Annotated in this window: 20 protein-coding genes; 9 read left to right on the top strand and 11 right to left on the bottom strand. The window is 65.3% G+C overall.

Annotated elements, in window-relative coordinates; translation table 11 throughout:
• Positions 1-7: 7 nt before the first annotated feature.
• From R3175_RS10285 to R3175_RS10265, 5 genes are read right to left on the bottom strand one after another with little or no spacing between them, the layout of a single operon-like run.
• Entirely contained in the window at positions 8-808 is an 801-nt protein-coding gene (locus R3175_RS10285) for a symmetrical bis(5'-nucleosyl)-tetraphosphatase (RefSeq protein WP_318944179.1), read from the bottom strand.
• Positions 805-1,668, bottom strand: a complete 864-nt coding sequence (gene rsmA, locus R3175_RS10280) for a 16S rRNA (adenine(1518)-N(6)/adenine(1519)-N(6))-dimethyltransferase RsmA (RefSeq protein WP_318944178.1) — start codon at positions 1,666-1,668, stop codon at positions 805-807. The genes R3175_RS10285 and rsmA overlap by 4 nt, the downstream gene beginning before the upstream one ends.
• Positions 1,665-2,675, bottom strand: a complete 1,011-nt coding sequence (gene pdxA / locus R3175_RS10275; RefSeq protein WP_318944177.1) for a 4-hydroxythreonine-4-phosphate dehydrogenase PdxA — start codon at positions 2,673-2,675, stop codon at positions 1,665-1,667. The genes rsmA and pdxA overlap by 4 nt, the downstream gene beginning before the upstream one ends.
• The gene (locus R3175_RS10270) at positions 2,675-3,997 is read right to left on the bottom strand and encodes a peptidylprolyl isomerase (protein WP_318944176.1); all 1,323 of its coding nucleotides are present in this window, start codon (positions 3,995-3,997) and stop codon (positions 2,675-2,677) included. The genes pdxA and R3175_RS10270 overlap by 1 nt, the downstream gene beginning before the upstream one ends.
• Before the next feature lie 44 nt (positions 3,998-4,041).
• Positions 4,042-6,375: an LPS-assembly protein LptD gene (locus tag R3175_RS10265; protein WP_413231758.1), complete on the bottom strand. Its 2,334-nt coding sequence runs from the start codon at positions 6,373-6,375 to the stop codon at positions 4,042-4,044.
• 278 nt (positions 6,376-6,653) lie between these two features.
• On the opposite strand from R3175_RS10265, the gene R3175_RS10260 reads away from it, so the two are divergent.
• Genes R3175_RS10260 through R3175_RS10250 form a run of 3 tightly spaced genes read left to right on the top strand, consistent with a single transcriptional unit; the run spans position 6,654 to position 9,129 of the window.
• On the top strand, positions 6,654-7,685 hold the full coding sequence (locus R3175_RS10260; protein WP_318944175.1) for an aminoglycoside phosphotransferase family protein: 1,032 nt from the start codon (positions 6,654-6,656) through the stop codon (positions 7,683-7,685).
• Positions 7,682-8,377, top strand: coding sequence for an N-acetylmuramate alpha-1-phosphate uridylyltransferase MurU (gene murU, locus R3175_RS10255; RefSeq protein WP_318944174.1), 696 nt, complete (start codon positions 7,682-7,684; stop codon positions 8,375-8,377). Before R3175_RS10260 ends, murU begins: the two co-directional genes overlap by 4 nt.
• Positions 8,374-9,129: a molecular chaperone DjlA gene (locus tag R3175_RS10250; protein ID WP_318944173.1), complete on the top strand. Its 756-nt coding sequence runs from the start codon at positions 8,374-8,376 to the stop codon at positions 9,127-9,129. The genes murU and R3175_RS10250 overlap by 4 nt, the downstream gene beginning before the upstream one ends.
• Here R3175_RS10250 and R3175_RS10245 read toward each other — a convergent pair.
• Positions 9,126-10,118, bottom strand: a complete 993-nt coding sequence (locus tag R3175_RS10245; protein ID WP_318944172.1) for a DUF3530 family protein — start codon at positions 10,116-10,118, stop codon at positions 9,126-9,128. The two genes, R3175_RS10250 and R3175_RS10245, sit on opposite strands and share 4 nt — an antisense overlap.
• Positions 10,119-10,241: 123 nt before the next feature.
• On the opposite strand from R3175_RS10245, the gene rpe reads away from it, so the two are divergent.
• The 6 genes from rpe (at position 10,242) to trpC (ending at position 16,066) form a co-directional block, all read left to right on the top strand.
• Complete coding sequence (gene rpe / locus R3175_RS10240; RefSeq protein ID WP_318944171.1) at positions 10,242-10,913, top strand: ribulose-phosphate 3-epimerase; 672 nt, start codon at positions 10,242-10,244, stop codon at positions 10,911-10,913.
• Positions 10,914-10,936: 23 nt separating this feature from the next.
• Positions 10,937-11,629, top strand: a complete 693-nt coding sequence (locus R3175_RS10235; RefSeq protein WP_413231755.1) for a phosphoglycolate phosphatase — start codon at positions 10,937-10,939, stop codon at positions 11,627-11,629.
• A gap of 272 nt (positions 11,630-11,901) precedes the next feature.
• Positions 11,902-13,389 carry an anthranilate synthase component I gene (gene trpE, locus R3175_RS10230; RefSeq protein ID WP_318944170.1) on the top strand — a complete coding sequence of 496 codons (1,488 nt, stop codon included), beginning with the start codon at positions 11,902-11,904 and terminating at the stop codon, positions 13,387-13,389.
• 11 nt (positions 13,390-13,400) lie between these two features.
• Positions 13,401-13,979: an aminodeoxychorismate/anthranilate synthase component II gene (locus R3175_RS10225; protein WP_318944169.1), complete on the top strand. Its 579-nt coding sequence runs from the start codon at positions 13,401-13,403 to the stop codon at positions 13,977-13,979.
• Between the two features lie 228 nt (positions 13,980-14,207).
• Positions 14,208-15,239: an anthranilate phosphoribosyltransferase gene (trpD, locus tag R3175_RS10220; RefSeq protein ID WP_318944168.1), complete on the top strand. Its 1,032-nt coding sequence runs from the start codon at positions 14,208-14,210 to the stop codon at positions 15,237-15,239.
• 14 nt (positions 15,240-15,253) lie between these two features.
• Positions 15,254-16,066 (top strand): indole-3-glycerol phosphate synthase TrpC, encoded by an 813-nt coding sequence (trpC, locus tag R3175_RS10215; protein ID WP_318944167.1) that lies wholly within the window; start codon positions 15,254-15,256, stop codon positions 16,064-16,066.
• A gap of 56 nt (positions 16,067-16,122) precedes the next feature.
• Here the strand turns inward: trpC and R3175_RS10210 are convergent, their stop codons facing one another.
• From R3175_RS10210 to R3175_RS10190, 5 genes are all read right to left on the bottom strand, one after another.
• Positions 16,123-16,788, bottom strand: a complete 666-nt coding sequence (locus R3175_RS10210) for a glutathione S-transferase family protein (protein ID WP_318944166.1) — start codon at positions 16,786-16,788, stop codon at positions 16,123-16,125.
• Positions 16,789-16,809: 21 nt separating this feature from the next.
• A complete protein-coding gene (locus tag R3175_RS10205) occupies positions 16,810-17,424 on the bottom strand; it encodes a glutathione S-transferase family protein (protein WP_318944165.1) in 615 nt (204 codons plus the stop codon).
• An 80-nt stretch (positions 17,425-17,504) separates the two neighbouring features.
• Positions 17,505-18,242: an alpha/beta hydrolase gene (locus R3175_RS10200; RefSeq protein WP_318944164.1), complete on the bottom strand. Its 738-nt coding sequence runs from the start codon at positions 18,240-18,242 to the stop codon at positions 17,505-17,507.
• A gap of 1 nt (position 18,243) precedes the next feature.
• Positions 18,244-19,344, bottom strand: a complete 1,101-nt coding sequence (locus R3175_RS10195; protein ID WP_318944163.1) for a M14 family zinc carboxypeptidase — start codon at positions 19,342-19,344, stop codon at positions 18,244-18,246.
• Between the two features lie 86 nt (positions 19,345-19,430).
• Positions 19,431-20,396 (bottom strand): META domain-containing protein, encoded by a 966-nt coding sequence (locus R3175_RS10190; RefSeq protein WP_318944162.1) that lies wholly within the window; start codon positions 20,394-20,396, stop codon positions 19,431-19,433.
• Between the last annotated feature and the right edge of the window lie 64 nt (positions 20,397-20,460).

The following is a 20,460-nucleotide window of genomic DNA, read 5'->3' as shown; positions in this document are numbered from 1 at the left end:
AGGACGCTCAGCAGGCACAGTGGATCTTCTCCCCGCTGTCCAGGTTCATGATGGTCAATGCGCCGCCCCAGACACAGCCGGTGTCCAGACCAATGAACTGCTCACTGCCGGTGCGGCCTTCCAGCGCGGCCCAGTGCCCGAAGATCACCTTGACCCCGTCGGTACGGGGAAAGCGGAACCAGGGCTCGTAGCCGTCGGGGGCCGCGTCGACGGATTCCTTGGAGGCCAGTTCCAGGGTACCGTCCTCGGTGATGAAGCGCATGCGGGTGAAATAGTTGGTGATGGCGCGCCAGCGATCGATGCCCCGCAGGTCGTCCAGCCAGCGGGCCGGCAGGTTGCCGTACATGTGGGTGAAGTACTCCCGCGCCTCGGGGCCGCGAATCACCGTCTCCACCTCACGTCCCAAGGCCAGCGCCTGATCGACACTCCAGATATGGGGCAGGCCGGCGTGGGCCATGAACAGGTCCCGCGTGGCGTCGTACAGGCACAGACGTTGTTGACGCAGCCAGTCCACCAGGCGGTCGTGATCGGGGGCCTCCAGGATGTCATGCAGGGTATCTTTCTTGCGGGTCTGGTGCCCGCCCAGTGCCACCGCCAGCAGGTGCAGATCGTGATTGCCCAGCACCACGGTGGTGGCGGAGCCGAGGCTCTCCAGGAAGCGCAGGGTTTCCAGCGACGACGGCCCGCGGTTGATCAGGTCCCCGGCCACCCACAGGTTGTCCCGGGACGGCGAGAACGCCACCTTGTCCAGCACCGAGCGCAGGCGGTCGTAGCAGCCCTGAATGTCTCCGATGGCGTAGTCCGTCATGAGCGGTCGCTCCCCTCCTCCTCCTCGTCTACCATAGCGCCGGCATCGGCCTCGCCCGTCAACACCGCATCGGCAATGGTCACATACTGGGCCAGGGTCAGGTTCTCCGGCCGCAGGCCGTCATCAATACCCAGCGCCTGCAACTGGGACGCAGTGATAACCCCGGCCAGGGCCTTGCGAAGGGTCTTGCGGCGGGCGTTGAAGGCGGTACGGACCACCCGCTGCAGGGTGGCCAGATCCCGCGCCGGGTGCGGCAGGGTCTGATGGGGCACCAGGCGGACGATGGCGGAGTCCACCTTGGGCGCCGGCCGGAAGGCACCGGGGCCCACCTCGAACAGCGGCTGCACCTTGCAGAAATACTGCGCCATGATGCCCAGGCGACCGTAGTGGTTGTCCCCGGAGACCGCCGCCAGCCGCTGCACCACTTCTTTCTGCAGCATGAAGTGCATGTCCTCCACCACCCCGGCCTGGCCCAGCAGGTGGAAGATCAGCGGCGTGGAGATGTTGTACGGCAGGTTGCCGACGATGCGCAGCGCCTTGGGCTCGCCGCTCGCCGGCGCCTGGACCAGCTGACCGAAGTCGAACTTCAGGGCATCGGCTTCGTGGATGCGGAAGTTCGGGTAATTGAAAAACTTGGTCCGTAACACCGGGATCAGGTCACGGTCCAGTTCCACCACCTGGAGGTTCGGGTTCACCGCCAGGATCTCCTCGGTCAACGCACCGAGGCCCGGGCCGATCTCCACCATGACGTCGTCTGGCCGGGGATTGATGGCGCGGACGATGCGCTCGATCACCCCCGGGTCGTGCAGGAAGTTCTGACCAAAACGTTTGCGGGCCTGATGCCCGGCCTTGCGACTCATCGGGATTCTCCAGACTGGTGGGCACGCTGACCATGCGCCATACGCTCCGCCACGGCGATGGCAGTAAACAGGCTGCCACCATCGGCGCGGCCGGTGCCGGCCAGATCCAGGGCGGTGCCGTGATCGACCGAGGTCCGCACGATGGGCAGGCCGAGGGTGATATTCACCGCCCGCCCAAAGCCCTGGTACTTGAGCACCGGCAGGCCCTGGTCGTGGTACATGGCCAGCACGGCGTCGGCATCCTGCAGCCAATGGGGGGTAAACAGGGTATCGGCGGGCAACGGGCCGGTCAGTTGCAGGCCATCCTTCCGCAATGCCGCCAGGGTAGGCTCGATGACCTCCAGTTCCTCCCGCCCCAGGTGGCCACCCTCGCCGGCGTGGGGATTGAGCCCGGCCACCAGGATCCGCGGCCGCTCGAGGCCGAAGAAGGTCCGCAGGTCCTGGTCCAGGATGCGGGTCACCTGGGTCAGCCGCTCCGGTGTGATGGCGGCGGCCACGTCCTTCAGCGGCAGGTGCGTGGTCACCAGGGCGACCCGCAATTCTTCGGTGGCCAGCATCATCACCACCCGCTCGACCCCGCACATCTCCTGCAGGAACTCGGTGTGACCGCTGAAGGCGATACCGGCATCGTTGATCACGCCCTTGTGCACCGGCGCCGTCACCATGCCGTCGAAACGACCGTTGAGGCAGCCCTGGCAGGCCTCGGTCAGGGTGGTGAGCACATAGCGGCTGTTGCCGGTATCCAGCACCCCTGGCCGGGGGCTGGCCAATCCGGGTACATGGAACACCGACAGCTGGCCAGGGGTGGTCACCGCCTCGTCCCCCGGTTGCCACGGCACCAGGGTGACCGCCAGCCCCAGCACCCGTGCCCGAGCCTCCAGCAGGTCCCGGCTGGCGATGGCCACCAGCCCGACGCGGCGTTCCTCCCCGGCCAGTTGCAGGCACAAGTCAGGACCGATGCCGGCCGGCTCGCCGGCGGTGAGGGCAAGGGTGACAGGCCGAACCATCAGGCGTTATCACCTTCATTGGCGTCGGTCTTCACTTCCACGAACGCCTCGTCGCGGATCTCCCGCAACCAGGCCTGCAGCTCCACATCGAACTTGCGGCGGTAGATCGCCTGCCGGGCCTCGCTCTCCTTGACCTGGTCGCTGATGTCCTTCTGCCGGCGCTCCTGGACCTGCAGGATGTGCCAACCAAACTGGGAGCGGAACGGCCCCTTGAGCTCGTCGATGTCCGCCTCCAGCATGGCCTGCTCGAACGCCGGCACCATTTGCCCTCGGCTGACCCAACCCAGGTTGCCGCCATCGGACCCGGACACCGGATCGTCGGAGTGCTCCCTGGCCAGCTCGGCGAAGTCGGCCCCCGCCTGCAACTGCCGGTAGAGGTCGCGGATACGACGTTCCGCCTGGATGTCGGTCACCGTCTCCGTCGGCCGCACCAGAATGTGCCGAACCCGGTGCTGCTGGATCAGTTGCTCGCCGTCTCCGCCCCGTTTGGCGAGCACGGTAATCAGGTGAAAGCCACTGCCACTTTGCAGCACCTCGGAAGGCTGGTTCAGCGCCAGTTTCGGCACCACGTTCTCCACCAGGGAGGGCAGCTGACTCTCCGGACGCCAGCCCATAACCCCGCCCTCCAGGGCGTTGCTGGCGTCGGACTCGGCCACCGCAGCAGCCCGGAAGTCCCGCCCGTTACGGATTTCGCTCAGCAGCCGCTCCGCCTTGGCCCGGGCCCTTGCCACCGCTTCGGTGTCGCTGAAGTCGTCCACCGCCACCAGGATGTGCGCCAGCTGATACTCGGTGCCGCTGTCGGGCCGGCTGGCCTGGGCGGCGAGGTAGTTGGCCACTTCCCGGTCGGTCACCCGCACCCGGTTGCCGACACTGCGCTGCTGTACCCGGCTGATCAGCATTTCCTCGCGAATCTGGTCGCGGGCCTGGGCGTAAGTCAGTCCCTCGGCAGTCAGCTGTTGCTCGAACTGTTCCAGGGTCAGGTTGTTGCGGCGGGCGATGGAGCGCAGGGTCTCGTTCAGCTCGTTGTCGCTGATGCGCATCCCCATCTGCTCGGCCCGCTGCAGTTGGATGGCGTCGGTAATCAACTGGTCCAGTACCCGCTCCTCCAACAACGACCGGGGCGGCAGGCCGGTGCCCTGGGCGGTGAGCCGGGACACCACGGTCTGCACCCGGGTGTCGAGCTCGGACTGGAGGATAACGTTGTCCTCCACAATGGCGATCACCCGGTCCAGGGGCTGACGCTCGGCCTGGGCCAGAGCGGCCAGGAACCACGCCATCATCAACACCACTGCTTGTGCACCTCTGCGCCAATCGGCCTTCATATCCACCTCTGTCTGCGTTATCGGCAACGACAATAGAAAGTAAGTCAGTATTGGTCCCCGAACCGACGGCGTTCGCGTTCGTCAAAGCCGTAGATGGCCTCGGAGATCTTGCTGGAGGAGCCGCTGGTGCCCCCCAGCCCCTTGAGCTGGACCTGGAACAACACCCGGTTTTCCAGTTGCTCGTCGTCGGTCAGGTAATTCTGGTGTACCAACTGCACACTCCAGCAGCAGCTGTTGTATTCCAGCCCCGCCAGGGAGCCGACGGTGCGATCCAGCTGGCTATCGTACACCCAGCGCCCGATCACACTCACCTGATCTGTGACCGGAAACACCCCCGCTATATCCGACTGTTCAAACGAGTCGCGACTGTAAGTGTGGCCCAGACTGGCCAGGTAGCGGTAATCCTCCGAATGGAACACCAGCTGGCTGCGGCTCTCTTCGGTCTCCCGGGCCCGCGGGTCCCACAACAGGGAATAGCGCAGATCCAGGGAATCGAGGGGACGCAGCACCGCCTCGCCGGCCAGCGGGGAGTCGCTGCGGTCGTCCGCGCCCAGGCCGTTGAGGGTGACCTCGCGGTCGTCGTAATAGTACACCTGCCCCAGGCTGAACCGGGCCCGCTCGGTGCCGGTGGCCAGGTCATTGAAGCGGCTGGTCAGTGCCAGGGTCAACTGGTTGGTATCCCCCACCCGGTCGCCGCCGCTGAACCGGTTGCGGCGGAACAGTTCGTCGAAGCTGAAGGAGCGCAGGGCGGTATCGAAATCGGGAAGGTCGTCCTGGCCCCCCTCGGCCTTCGCCCAGGCGTAGTAGAGCCGGGGCTCCAGGGTCTGGTTGTAGTCATCGCCAAACAGCGCCAGACGTCGATCGAAGTACAGCCCCGAATCCCATTCCACTACCGGCACGGTGCGGTCGATCCGGCTGTCGCCCAGTTCGTAGTCCTCCAGCTGGTAGTAGGTATGGTCCAGGGTCAGTGACGGCCGGGCATAGCCCCACAGGGCCTGCATCGGCACCGCCACCTCCGGTAACAGCCGCAACCGCTGGCCGTTGCTGCGGTCCAGGCCGGTCAGCTCGGCGTTGTCCCGGTAGAAATAGGTGTACTGGCCTTCCAGCGAGGTTTCCAGCCAGCCCAGGTTGGCCTGACCGCCATAAAGCACGTCCGGCAGCTGGGCATAGGGTTTGTTGGCTTCGCTGATCCGGTCGGCGATGGTCTGGTAGCCATTCAGGTAGGCCTCCAGGTACTGCTGGCTGCCACTGTAACGGACCCCGCCCCGCCGCTGCAGGTGCGTGGCCTGACTGATGTCGAGCGAGCGGTTGAGGTCGCTGAGGTAGTCGTTGTCCGACACCACCGAGTAGTCGCCATACCCGCTCCAGTCATCGCTGAACCGGGCCCGGGTGGTGAAATCCACCCCCCAGCGCTGACCATTGTCGTCGGGATGCTCGCCCTTGAACTCGGAGTCGCTGTCGATGTAGCCCAACTGCAGCACCGACTCCCCGAAACCGCTGAGGTAGCGCCCCTCCACTTCCGACAGCAGCCCCCGGCCATGGATGTACTGGGGGGTCAGGGTGGCATCGTAGTGCGGTGCCAGGTTGAGGTAATAGGGCACCGCCAGGAACACACCGGTACCGGTATTGGAGGTGCCAAACGCCGGATACAGGAAGCCGGTCTTGCGGCGGTCATCGATGGGAAAACTGGCGTAGGGCCAGTAGAAAACCGGCACGTCCTTGACTTCCAGTCGCAGGTGGCGGGCGGTGCCGAAGCCTTCCGCCTGGTCCAGCAGGATCTCCGAGGCCACGATGGACCAGTCATTGCGATTGGGGGCGCAGGTAGTCAGCGAGCCTTGCCGGATCAGCACCTGCTGGTCGGCCACCCGTGCCAGGGTGCGGGCGGAGCCGCGCATTTCCGACTCGTGCAGCAGAAAGGTCGCGGTGTTCAGCTCGAACTGCCCGGATACGGTGTCGTACTGGGCTTCGTCACCGGTCAGCAGGAAACCGGTGCCGCGGCTCACCAGCGCCCCCCCCAGGTTGACGGTGCCGGTGCGCTGGTCGTAGCGGGCCTCGTCCCCGGTCATGGAGAACGCGCCCTGGCGCAGGCGGACATCCCCTTCCAGATAAAGCTCCCGATCGATTTCGTAGCGGGCGTTCAGGCCGCTGGCATGGATGGGCAGATCCCCGGTCGTTCCCTGCCCGAGCGCAGGCACCGAGCCGCCCTCGCCGGCGACGGAGGGCAGATAGCCCCCCTCACAGAACACCGGCAAGCGGTCGCGGACTTCCGGCGGCAAGTCGGCGCGCGGCCGCCAATCCAGCTCGGCGGCACTGGGCGACTGGGCCAGGGCCGGCGCACTGGCCAGCAGACACCCCAGGGCGAACGTGACAGACGGCAGCGAATAACGGCGGTAGGCACGGCTGGGCGTTCGCGAATGGGTGGGGGGAACGGGCACGGTGGCGGTAATCCTGTCCTGGTCACTGGGGTTTCGAGCTGGTGCAATTCACCCTTGCACGGTCTCGTCGCGGAGCCTGCTGGTTTGGCCCGACTTAGGTAGCCGCCTAGTTTACACGGCCCATTCCGCCTTGTTAACGGAAACCGTTTTACCCCCGCCACCGGCTTCTGCTAACTTTCCTGTTTGTTTACCCCCAATCCACAACGACAGAACGCCCCCGCATGGATACCCGTTTGCAACAGCTGACCGACTGGGTCAGGCAGTTTCCGGGCCTGGCGCAGGCCCAACCGGTGCCGGTTTCCGGCGATGCCAGTTTCCGCCGCTACTTCCGGGTCACCAACGCCGACACGACCTATATTGTCATGGACGCGCCGCCCTCCCATGAAGACTGCGTTCCCTTTGTCGCCCTGGCCCGGCACTGGCACCGGCATGGGGTCGCGGTGCCGGCACTGGTCCAGCAGGATTTGGAGCAGGGCTTCCTGTTGCTGGAGGATTTCGGCGATCAGCTGCTGCTCGGCCAACTGACCGAAGACACGGCCGAGGATCTCTATGGCGGGGCACTGACCGAACTGCTGCGCATCCAGCAACTGACCGACGCCCCCGATTACCCCCTGCCCCCTTACGACGCCGCCCTGCTGGACCGTGAGATGCAGCTGTTCCCGGATTGGCTGTTGAGCCAACAGCTCGGCCTGGAACTGGGCAACAACGAACGCGCCCTGCTGGACACCGTGTTCGCCTATTTGCGGGAAAGCGCGCTGGCCCAGCCGGAAGTGGTGGTGCACCGGGATTACCACTCCCGCAACCTGCTGGCGCGTCCCGGCACCAACCTGCCGGGGGTGATCGACTTCCAGGACGCGGTGCGGGGCCCGGTGACCTACGACCTGGTATCCCTGCTCAAGGACTGCTACATCCGCTGGCCGGAAGCCCGGATCGGCCGCTGGGTCGAGCAATACCGGCTGCAGAGCCTGGACGCCGGCCGCCATCACGCCGATGCCGACACCTTTCGCCAGTGGTTTGAGCTGATGGGGATGCAGCGCCACCTGAAGGCGGCCGGCATCTTCGCCCGCCTGTCCATCCGCGATGGCAAGACCGGTTTTCTGGGGGATATCCCGCGCACAGTGCAATACCTGGTGGATGCCAGTGCCCGCCAGGGCGCGCTGCGGCATTTCCATGACTGGCTGGTGGAGGTGGTGATGCCGGCCATTGAGACGCGGCTGGTCCCTGAACTGCAGCAGGAGAGCCCGGCGCCGTGAAAGCCATGATTCTCGCCGCCGGCAAAGGCGAGCGCATGCGCCCCCTGACCCTGACCACCCCCAAGCCCCTGCTGCCGGCCGGCGGCCAGCCACTGATTGGCTACCACCTGCACCGGCTGCGCCGCTGCGGCTTCCACGAGGTGGTCATCAACCATGCCTGGCTGGGCACCCAGATCGAACAGGCCCTCGGTGACGGCCGCGATTACGGGCTGCACATCGAGTACTCCCGCGAGGCGGAACCGCTGGAAACCGCGGGCGGCATACGCCAGGCCCTGCCGCTGCTGACCACCGCCGGCGAGGACTGGTTTCTGGTCATCAACGGCGACATCTGGTGCGATTTCGACCTCCGCCAGCTGACAATACCGGATCAGCCCGACCTGCAGGCGGTACTGGTGCTGACCGACAATCCGCCCCACCACCCCGCCGGGGACTTCCACCTGGACCAAGCGCACCGGGTCCACGCCGACGGGCCGCAGAAGCTGACCTTCGCCGGCATCAGCCTGCTGCACCGCTCGCTGTTTGACAGACTCGAGCCCGGACACCATGCCCTGGCCCCTCTCCTTCGCCAAGCCATGGCCCAGCATCGGGTCAGCGGGGTACACCACACCGGTCAGTGGTATGATATCGGCACCCCGGAGCGACTGGCCGAACTGGACCGTCGACTGGGACAGGGAGAGGAGCACCACCGATGACCACGGCTACCCGCCAGCCGGTTTTGCCGCCCCGGGTCGAGGCGGCCTTCAGCCAGGTATTGAACGACCTTGCCCGGCACCAGCACCGGGCCAGCGCCCTGCTCGCCGAATCCGGGCTGCCCGGCTGGTGCCGCCGCAGCCTGTTCTTTTTCCTGGGCTACGTGGCCAAGTCCAATGGCCGGGTGACCGAGCAGGACATCGGCTTCGCCGAAGACCTGATCAAGGCCCTGAAGCTCTCCCCCCGCCAACGCCGGCGCGCCATCCAGCAGTTCCAGAACGGCAAGCAGCAGCGCACCCTGCCCGCCCTGAAGGCGCTGGGGTTACGCATGAGCCATCGCTGGCGCCCGCTGCCGGCGCTGCGGGTAGCACTCTGCCTGTGCCACGCCGCCCAACTCCATGGCCGGCCCAACAAGACCCGTCGCTACCGATGCGAGGACGCGGTGGATTACATCGGCCTGGACATCCTGGTGGTGGAGGAAGTGCTGGAAAGTTACGCCAGCAAGGTGTGGGTCAACCAGCCAGAACACCAGTCGCCGCCCAAGTCCTACGAAGACGCCTGCAAGGTGCTCGGCATTACCCGACGAGACTCCCTGAAGACCATCAAACAGACCTACCGCAAGCGGGTGTCCAGTTGCCATCCGGACAAACTGCCCAGGGACATCAGCCCCTCCGAGCTGGCCTTGGCCAAGGAACGACTGCTTCGCTACCAGCAGTCCTGGGACATCATCCGCCGCCATCACCAAAGCGCCTAACCCCCGGCACGGGCGAGCCACGCCACCACCCGGTTGACCAATTGCGGCGCATCCCGCTCCGACAGCGGCAGGGGCAGCGTCAGGACCTGCTGCTGGTAGCCAGCGACGCCCTGACGCCGGAACTCGGCGGCACGGGCGCGGGCCTCGGCACGGTTCCCCAGACTGCTGGCCAGATCCAGTAACGGCCAGCGCTCCACGCCGGCCAACCGTTCGGCCCAGGCCTGATCCACTCCAGCGGCAAACCGGGGGGCAATCCACACCAGCTCCATGGGCTCGCCACTGGCACCGGCGACCTGCATCACCGGCCAGGCCGCCAAGCCGACACCGGCCACCACCACCCGCCGGTGCCCCCGCCCCTGCAGCTCCGCCAAGGCCGCGGCCAGGGTAGCCCCCAGCCGTTGCCGGTATCGCTGCAAGCGTTCTTCAGGCCTTCCTGGTGCCATCACATCGATCATCACCGATTCGTCCTGGGCTGGGGTCCGCCCACTCGCCGCAACCGCCGTCTCCGTGGCTTCGGCCTCTGGCTCGTCAGCGGCACGATCCGGCTGTGCCAATGGCTGGCCAAGGGGTGCCGGGGGCAACCCCAGCGTCATCACCGCCCAGCCCCGTTCCGGCAACAACTGGCGCACGGCCCCCTCGAAGCCACCGCCACCGGACTGCCCCTCGTCCGCCAACAGCAACAACGCGCCTTTCGCCTCGGGCCGGTCGGCCGGCGCAAACAGCGCCAGCTCGGCGCCCCCCTCGCTGTTCTCCAGCCAGACGGCGGCGCGCGGGAAGCGCTCGGCCAGGGCCCGCTCGCCCAGGCCGGTAGAGATCATCGGGCGCTGGCTGGCCGCCTCCTGGGTGGCCGGTGACGCCGCAGGCGATTCGGCCTGGCCCACCGGCTCCTGCGCCGTGACCCCACTGCCCAACAGACAGAACAGCAGTGCCATTTGCCAATGCCGCCCGGGCCCGGATTGACGCCTGGCATCCCGTCGATCCAAGACCATTTCGGTAACTCCCATCCCCGCCACGACTGAAAACCCTCACCACAAACTGTTAGACTAGCACCTTTGCATCGCGGGCCATGCCAGGACCCGCTCCCAGACCCAATGCTGCCCGAGAGAGCCGCCATGAAGCCGTTTCAGATTGCCCCATCCATCCTGTCCGCCGATTTTGCCCGCCTGGGCGAAGAAGTCGACAACGTTCTGGCCGCCGGCGCGGACATCGTACACTTCGATGTGATGGACAATCACTACGTGCCCAACCTCACCATCGGCCCAATGGTCTGCGAGGCCCTGCGCAAGCACGGTGTCACGGCCCCTATCGACGTCCACCTGATGGTGTCGCCGGTGGACGACCTGATCCGCATGTTCATCGATGCCGGGGCCAGCTACATTACCTTCCATCCGGAGGCCTCCCAGCACATCGACCGCTCCCTGCAGCTGATCCGCGACGGCGGCTGCAAAGCCGGCCTGGTGTTCAACCCGGCCACCCCGCTGCACCATCTGGACCACGTCATGGACAAACTGGACATGATCCTGCTGATGTCGGTCAACCCGGGCTTCGGCGGCCAGAAGTTCATCCCCGGTACCCTCGACAAGCTACGGGAGGCCCGCAAGCGCATCGACGACAGCGGCCTGGACATACGCCTGGAGATCGACGGTGGCGTCAAGATCGACAACATCCGCGAGATCGCCGAGGCCGGCGCCGACACCTTCGTCGCCGGCTCCGCCATCTTCAACACCGACGACTACCAGGCCACCATCGAACGGATGCGGGCCGAGCTGGCGAAAGCCCGATAACCCGCCGCGACAACTGGAGCCCCATGATGAAACTGACCGACCTGTTCGACGGCCACTGGCCGCAGACCATCCTGTTCGACCTGGACGGCACCCTGGTGGACAGCGCCGCCGACCTGACCGCCGCGGTGGACCAGATGCTGCGGGAGCTGGGCCGCGAGATGGCCGGCGAAGCCCGGGTCCGTGAATGGGTGGGCAACGGCGTGGCGGTGCTGGTCCAGCGCGCCCTCGCCGGCCGCCACGATCACGAAGCCGCCGGCCCGCTGGACGAGGACACCTACCGCCAGGCGCTGGCCCGGTTCTTCGATGCCTACCACGACCACAATGGCCTGTACGCCACCGTCTACGACGGCATCGAAACCTTCCTCAGCCAGGCCCGGCAACAGGGATGCCGACTGGGCGTGGTCACCAACAAGCCCGCCGCCTTCACCGACCTCCTGCTGGACCAGATGGGGCTATCCCACTGGTTCGACATCACCGTCAGCGGCGACACCCTGAGCGTCAAGAAACCCCACGCCGACCCGCTCCACCACGCCCTCGAGGCCCTGGGCGGCGATGCCGGCCGCGCGCTGATGATTGGCGACTCGGTCACCGATGTGCGGGCGGCCCGCAACGCCGGCCTGCCGGTGGTGGCGGTTCGGTACGGCTACAACTACGGCGCCCCCATCGACAGCCTGGGCGCGGAGATTGTGGTTGATTCGCTGACGGAGCTTTTGTAACCTCGTCAGCATCCTTCTGGTACGATTTTCTTTGGTACAACGCTGTTTTTGGGAGATTCCTGCCGTGCAGGGACAGAATCTGACGACCGCGCGCGGTGTGCTGACTTCCCGCGCAACACGATGGTGGCGATGGCGTAACGGCTGAGCGTTCAGCCCGGTGGTGCCCGCCTGCTTGATGAAGGCACCGCCTTTTCCGACGACTCCCGGATCCCCAGCCAAGGTCGAGAGTCTCGCTCCCGAATGTGTGTTTCGTCAGATTGCAGGAAGAATCCATGACCCCTGAACAGTTCGCCGAGCTGGCCGCCGCCGGCTATAACCGTATTCCCGTCTCCCGCGAAGTCCTGGCCGACCTGGACACCCCGCTCAGCACCTACCTGAAGCTGGCCAGTGGCCCCTACTCCTACCTGTTCGAATCGGTACAGGGCGGCGAGAAGTGGGGGCGCTACTCCATCATCGGCCTGCCCAGCCGGGAAGTGCTCAAGGTCCACGGCCACCACATCACTATCCGTCGCGACGGTGAGGTGGTCGAGGCCACCGACAGCGACGACCCGCTGACCTTCATCGAAGACTACCAGCAGCGCTTCAAGGCCCCGGACCTGGACGACCTGCCCCGGTTCAACGGGGGCCTGGTGGGCTATTTCGGCTACGACACCGTGCGCTACATCGAGAAACGGCTGCAGCCATCCTGCCCGCCGGACAAGATCGGCACCCCGGACATCCTGCTGATGGTGTCCGACGAGATCGTGGTGTTCGACAACCTGCGGGGCAAGCTGCACCTGATCGTCCACGTCGATCCCAACATCGACGGCGCATTGGCCCTGGCCCAGCAACGGCTGGAGGAGCTGGAAAGCCGTCTTCACCGCCAGACCGCCGACGCGCCCCGCACGCCCGCGCACCTGAGCGGCCAGACGGTCAACGAGGAAGATTTCGTCTCCGGTTTCTCCAAGGAGAAGTTCGAGGCCGCGGTGGACAAGATCAAGGAGTACGTGCTGGACGGCGACGTCATGCAGACGGTGATCTCCCAGCGCATGACCATTCCCTTCGAGGCGCCGCCGTTGAACCTGTACCGCTCGCTGCGGGTGCTGAACCCGTCGCCGTACATGTACTTCCTCGACCTGGACGACTTCCAGATCGTCGGCTCCTCGCCGGAGATCCTGGCGCGAGTGGAAGACGACGAAGTCACCGTCCGCCCCATCGCCGGCACCCGTAAGCGCGGCGCCACCGACGCCGAGGACAAGGCCCTGGAGGCCGAACTGCTAGCCGACCCGAAGGAAATTGCCGAGCACCTGATGCTGATCGACCTGGGTCGCAACGACGCCGGCCGGGTCTCGGAAACCGGCACCGTGCGGCTGACCGACAAGATGATCGTGGAACGCTACTCCCACGTGATGCACATCGTTTCCAACGTCACCGGCCGGCTGAAGGACGGCATGTCCTGCCTCGACGTGTTGCGGGCCACCCTGCCCGCCGGCACCCTGTCCGGCGCCCCCAAGATCCGCGCCATGGAAATCATCGACGAACTGGAGCCGGTCAAACGCGGTGTCTACGGCGGCGCCGTGGGCTACCTCTCGTGGAACGGCAACATGGACACCGCCATCGCCATCCGCACCGCGGTGATCCAGGACAACCTGCTGCACATCCAGGCCGGCGCCGGCGTGGTGGCGGACTCGATTCCGCGGCTGGAATGGAAGGAAACCATGAACAAAGGTCGCGCCATCTTCCGCGCCGTCGCCATGACCCTGAACGACTTCGACCACTGAGGAGCCGCCCCATGTTACTGATGATCGATAACTACGACTCCTTTACCTACAACGTGGTCCAGTACCTGGCGGAGCTGGGTGCCGAGGTTCAGGTGTACCGCAACGACGAGATCACCATCGAGCAGATCGAGGCGCTGAAGCCGGAGCGGCTGGTGGTCTCCCCGGGGCCCTGCACCCCGAACGAGGCGGGCATTTCCATGGCGGCCATCGAGCACTTCGCCGGCAAGCTGCCGATCCTGGGCATCTGCCTGGGCCACCAGTCCATCGGCCAGGTGTTCGGCGGCGACATCGTCCGCGCCGGCCACGTCATGCACGGCAAGGTCTCCCCGGTCTACCACAAGGACACCGGCGTGTTCCGCAGCCTCAACAACCCGCTGCAGGCCACCCGCTACCACAGCCTGGTGATCGACAAGAATACCCTGCCGGACTGCCTGGAAGTCACCGCCTGGACCCGCAACGAGGACGGCTCGGTGGAAGAGATCATGGGGGTACGGCACAAGACCCTCCCCATCGAGGGGGTGCAGTTCCACCCGGAATCGATCATGACCGAGCAGGGGCATGAGCTGTTGCGGAATTTTTTGCGGAGCTGATTGGAACTCCAAGGCAAAGGAGCATACAGGAGGGAACTTTCGGAGCAGCGGCAGGGAAGCCGCGGAACCCGAGCCGGCACAGGGACGTGCCGTCTCGGGTGACGGAGAAAGTTCCCTCCTGGTTGCTGTGCTCCCGAGTGAAAATCAACTCACCCAGAAACATGAAGCGAGCCTGCTTGCTAAGCTCTCTAAAGGCACCGACAAGAACCGACCAGAAGAGACCACCGAATGGACATGAAAGAAGCGCTCAACCGAATCGCCGCCAACCTCGACCTCAGCCGTGAGGAAATGCGAGAGGTCATGGCCATCGTCATGAACGGCGAAGCCACCGACGCCCAGATCGGCGCCCTGCTGATGGGCCTGCGCCTCAAGAGCGAAACCATCGAGGAAATCACCGGCGCCACCGAGGTCATGCGGGAACTGGCCACCGGCGTCACCGTCAATGCCCAGCCGCTGGTGGACATCGTCGGCACCGGTGGCGACGGCGCCAACCTGTTCAACGTGTCCAGCGCCGCCACCTTCGTGGTCGCCGCCGCCGGCGGTTACGTCGCCAAGCATGGCGGTCGCGCCGTGTCCTCCAAGAGCGGCAGCGCCGACCTGCTGGAGAAAGCCGGCATCAACCTCGACATGACCCCGGAACAGGTCGCCCGCTGCGTCGAACAGATCGGCGTCGGCTTCATGTTCGCCCCGGCCCACCACAGCGCCATGAAACACGCCATCGGCCCGCGCCGGGAACTGGGCATGCGCACCATCTTCAACATCCTTGGCCCGATGACCAACCCCGCCGGCGTCAAGCGCCAGCTGATCGGCGTGTTCACCCGCGAGCTGTGCCGCCCCATGGCCGAAGTCCTGAAAAAGCTCGGCAGCGAGCACATCCTGGTGGTGCACTCCAAGGATGGCCTGGATGAAATCAGCCTGGCCAGCGAAACCTACGTCGCCGAACTGAAGGACGGCGAGATCCGCGAATACACCATCACGCCGGAAGACCTGGGCCTGAAGAGCCAGACCCTGGTGGGCCTTGAGGTGACCACCTCCGAGGAATCCCTGAACCTGATCCGCGCGGCGTTTGGTCGCGGCCACGACGACATGGCCGAGAAGGCCCGCGACATGATCGCCCTCAACGCCGGTGCCGCCATCTACGTGGCGGGCCTCGCCGACACCATGAAGGACGGCGTGGAGATGGCCCTGGATGCCATCGGCAGTGGCCTGGCCGCTGGCAAGCTGTCCGAGCTCGCCGACTTCTCCCATTGCTTTGATTGAACAGACCCACAGCCATGACCAACCGACATAACGACCGCACCCCGACGATCCTGCGCAAGATCGTTGATCGCAAGTGGCAGGAAATCGATGAGCGCACGCCCAGGGCCTCGCTGGCAGAGCTCAAGGCCCGCGCCGGTGATCAGCCGCCAAGCCGGGGCTTCACCGCTGCCATGCGCTCACGGATCGAGGCCCGGCAACCTGCGGTGATCGCCGAGATCAAGAAGGCCTCGCCGAGCAAGGGTGTGCTGCGGGACCCGTTTGATCCGCCGGCCATCGCCGAGAGCTACGCCCGGGCCGGCGCCGCCTGTTTGTCAGTACTCACTGACCGGGACTACTTCCAGGGCCACGAAGACTATTTGGTGGCCGCTCGCGACGCCTGCGACCTACCGGTGATCCGCAAGGACTTCATGGTGGCGCCCTACCAGGTTTACGAGAGCCGGGCGCTGGGGGCGGACTGCATCCTGCTGATCGCCGCGTGCCTGACCAAAGACCAGATGCAGGAGCTGGAGGGCATTGCCCACGAAATCGGCCTGGACGTGCTGGTGGAGGTGCACGACGGCGAGGAGCTGGACGACGCGCTGACGCTGACCACCCCCCTGGTGGGCATCAACAACCGCAACCTGCACACCTTCGAGGTGTCGCTCGACACCACCTTCGACCTGCACCGACGCATCCCGACGGAGCGGCTGACGGTCACCGAAAGCGGCATCCTCAGCCGGGACGACGTCACCGCCATGACCGAGCGCGACATCTATGGCTTCCTGGTGGGCGAGTCCTTCATGCGCGCCGACGATCCCGGCCGGAAACTGACGGAGCTGTTCTTTTGATCGCCTGAGCCAATAACCGCGCGGGTGACCGGAAGGCCACCCGCGGAATGCCCGGATCAGGTGGTGACCATGCTCCGGGCCACCTTGACCAACTCCTCTGACTCGGTCATCCGCTCCGGCTTGCGGACACCACTCTGGCACCCCGGCCGGGCGGCCAGCTCATCGAGCCAGCGCTGGAGGTGCTCCAGCCCCTCCACCGACACGCCGGACCAGGTGTGGGTGCGGGCCCAGCACCAGTTGGCGAAATCGGCGATGGTCAACTCGTCGCCGGCCAGGTAGCGGGCCTCGGACAGTCGGTGGTTGAGCACCTCGAACAGCCGGCGACATTCATGCTGGTAGCGGTCGATGGCCGGCTGAATTTTCTCCGGGAAGTAACGATAGAACACATTGGCCTGGCCCATCATCGGCCCCACCCCGCCCATCTGGAACATCAACCACTGCAAGGTGCGCGAACGGGCCTTGGGCTCCTGCGGGTAGAACTGGCCATACTTCTCCGCCAGGTAGATCAGGATGGCGCCGGACTCGAACACCACGAAGTCGTCGTTGTCCCGGTCCACAATCACCGGAATCCGGCCGTTGGGGTTCATCGCCAGGAACTCGGGCGTCTTCTGCTCCCCCTTCGACAGGTCCACCGGAATCAGGTTGTACTCGACCCCCATTTCCTCCAGGGCCACGGTGATCTTGTGGCCATTGGGCGTGGGTGAGGTATACAGGTCAATCATCGGACGGCTCCTCTCGAATGATTACACGGACGCGGATGGGCGGCCCTTGACGCGGTCGAACCAGGCCTGCAGGTGAACCTGCTCCGGCTTGATCCGGACCTGGTTGACCTTGTTGAAGGCCACCGTGACAAAAGCGTTGATGTCGGCGGCGGTGAACTGATCGCCACAGATGTAGTCGCGGCCTTCCAGGTGCTGGTTGAGGAAATGGAGGAATTTCTCCACATTGACCCGGCACTCCTCCCCCCACTCCTTGACCGGGTTCATCCGGTCCTTGAAGTAGCCGCTGGTGTGCTGGAAGCACATGCCGGTGGGCAGGAAGAAATAGAAATCGATCCAACGCAGCCACTGTTCGATGTGCGCCTTCTCCCTCGGGGTGGTGCCCAGCAGCGGGTGCTCGGGATGGGTCTCCTCGAAGTAGCGGCAGATCGCCATGGTCTCGGCGATGTGGCTGCCGTCGTCCAGCTCCAGCACCGGCACCTTCTTCATCGGGTTCCTGGCGGCAAACTCCGGAGTAAGGTTGTCGCCCCGCTGCAGGTCGAGTTCGACGAACGCCACCTGGTCCAACAGGCCCTTCTCGGCCAGGAACATGCGGACGCGACGGGGATTCGGGGCCATCTTGGCTTCGTAGATTTTCATTGTTGTGCCTCTGTCTGCTGCAAAAACGGATACCCTGCACCCAGAGACTGCCCACAAAAAAGAGTTGCGTCAAGCAACCATTATCGAAAACCCAGGTATTGCCGGAGCTGCCGGATGATCCATTGCGGGTCGTCCAGGGGCAGGTCATGGCCGGCATCGGGATGCAGTTTCAGCGTCCACTGCCAGCGCTGTTCCAGGGCCTGGCTGCAACGCCAGCTCACGATTCGGTCACGGCGGCTGGCCAGCAGCAGGGCATCGGACAGCGGGCGTTTGTCAGCCGGACGGAAGCGGGCGGCGGCGGTAATCTGGTGCAACGCATTGCGGGCGCTGACAGGACGCTGACGCTGGATGCTGTACCAGTGCTTGACGGTCTCCAGGGCCACCGGTCGATTGGAGGTCAATGCCAGCACATCCGCCTCTCGGCGGAACAGGTCCCGGCGCATCAACAGCCGCAGGACGCGAGGCCAGCTGCCGGGACGCAGGCGCTGCCAGGGAGGCGAATAACCGGAACTGGTGTTGATCAGCACCAGTTGCTGAATCTCCCCCTCGGGGACCTGTTGGGCCCAGTCCAGGGCCACCATCCCACCCAGGGAGAGGGCCAGGATGCAGTAAGGTGGAGGAATGTGGGCCACCTGCTGCTGTACGCGTCGACGAATCTCAGGGATGGTTGGCGGGCAGGGCTCCTTGAAGTGAACGCCGGTACCGGGCAAATCCACGGCATGGAACTGGTGCTCCGGGAAGGCCTGACGCAACTGCTCGATAAAATGCCCCCAATGGCCCCGTTCCCGCGCCAGCCCCCGCAACAGAATCCACTTCATATCAGCCGTGTTCCCGGTACCAATGCATGATTGCCGCCTCTCTCAGCATGGACTCCTCTTCCATGGCTGGCAACCAGCCGTCGTGGCTGGCTGCCGCATTGAGCAGGAAATCCATGAACGGCAGGTGACTGCGCAGCACCCGCTGATGGCGGTGGGGCACCAACGGATTGAACAGGCCGTCGAGCCGCAGCAACTGACGCGGCCGTTTGCGGATCCAGCGCCAGGAGCCCATTTCCAGGGTGAGCGGGATGAAGGTGCCCTCACCACCGCGATTGACCTGCTTGTAGAAGTAGTCCCACAGGTCGCCGTGGGTCAGGTAATGGCGGGACTGGGGCTCGAAGCGGTACTGGTGGTTGGGATAGGCCTGCTCCCAGATCAACTTGAGAGCCATCACCGAGGCAATACGCCGCATCGGCCGGCGCCGGTAGGCATAGGGAAACCAGATCTGGTCCTGCCAGCCGAATCCGGAGTGACAGTCCAGGGCCAGGCTGAACGGGCGTCCGGGCAACAGCTGATTGATCACCGCTTCCAGGGCCTGGTTCTCCGGTTCCATCCCCTGCTCCGGGTCCCCGGTATACCAGGGCAGCCGGGGGGACAGCCGCTGTCCGCCCAGCAGGAAGGCGCTGCGGTCCTGGGCGGTGATCGGGGCATTGCGCATCAGGTCGACGCCATTGGGGTTGCTGCGCTGGTTCAGGAACATGCCGCCGGGATTGAGGATCGGCAGCACGGTGATGTGCACCTTGGCCAGCAGGGCCTGCAGATGATCGTCCCAACGCAGCCGGGCCAGCAGGTTGGCCAGCCAGGTAATCACCACCTGACTGCCGATGCGCTCCAGGCCGTGAACGCCTCCCACCAGCAGCAGCACCGGGGCGTCCGGCGAGTCGCTGCCCAGGTCGGTGCGGTAAATGGGCACGGTCACGTCTTTCAGCATCACCCGATCCAGCACCCGCGTGGAGACCCATTCCGGCGCTTCCGCCAAGACCCGCTCCAGCTTCACCAGTTCCGGCAGGAAGGTGCGCAGCAATCGGCGTTGACGACTGCTGCGGGCCGCCTGTTCCTCCGGGATGGCCTCGTGGGGGGTCAGCGCGCGCAATTCCGTCATGGTGGTCTCCCGATCAATGGCTACTGTCCAGCCAGACTATGACGGTAGTACTGCATTTTGGTGACAGCACCACTGCACAGCCGGAATCAGCGCCCCAGGGTCTGACGGCTCTGGGCGGTGAGGGTGCGGCCATCGGCGGTCTGGAGTACCAGCTTGCCGCGGGCATCGAAGTCGAACCGCGCCACCTCCGCCAGCAACTTGAGGAATCGGTCTTCCTGCTGCATCAGTGCTGGCGCACAGGCCATCAAGGTGGTGGCGGTCTGACTGAAGGCCAGCCCCTCCCCACTCAGCTCATAGCCGCCCATAAAATTATTGCAGGACGCCTTGCCGGCCACCCGATTGTCCGCGAGAAAAGTGAGATTGACCCGCGAGTCCGCGAGCACCGCGCTGCCGTCGATGGCTTCGACCGTCCACTCAACCCCTCGCAACAGGAGCGCCGGGTCGCCGCCACAGCCGTTTCTCACGTCGCCATTCAGGGTCAGGCGGACCTGGTAGGGATGGGGCATGCCGGACATGGAATCCCGGCACAGCTGACGGGCCACCGCCACCTCCACGGACTGATCGGTGTTGTCTCCAACCAGCGTGCGCCCGCTGGAGGTCTTGTTGACCACCCGAACATCCGCCACAAGCGCCTGGCCGTCGAGCTCCTCCACACGCAGTTTGTCGTCCGCCACCGATACCCGCCAGAACGGTTCGTTGCCCTGGGCGGAAAACGGCTCGGTGAGCCCGCCAGCCATCACACATTCCGGCCAGCGTCGTCCGCCGGTCTCCAGCAGGGCCCGCTCGCCACTGCTCCAGAACCAGGTGGAAGGGTCCACCGGCAGCGCGTAACGGGCACCGGAGGCACTGCGAGTCGGCGCCAGCAGGTATTCCTCCGTACCGGCCTGCAGCAGCACCCCTTCCTCATGGGGGACCAGTTGAACATCCAACTGACCACATTCCATTGCCGTCACCGTGCTGATCTCCCCCGATACCGGCTCATTGGGCAGGCCGGAACACCCTGCCAACCCCAGCCCACCGATGAGCGAGATCCCTGCCAGAACTGCCTTCATGCTATTACTCCTTGTTCGTCGCATTGCCGCGATGGTAGTACGTTCTGCTTATAAATTCCGTGAA

The sequence above is a fragment of the Marinobacter sp. genome (assembly GCF_033722735.1).
GTDB lineage: Bacteria > Pseudomonadota > Gammaproteobacteria > Pseudomonadales > Oleiphilaceae > Marinobacter.
The sequence above is the reverse complement of the archived record's forward strand: the minus strand, read 5'-3'. Positions and strand labels throughout refer to the sequence as shown.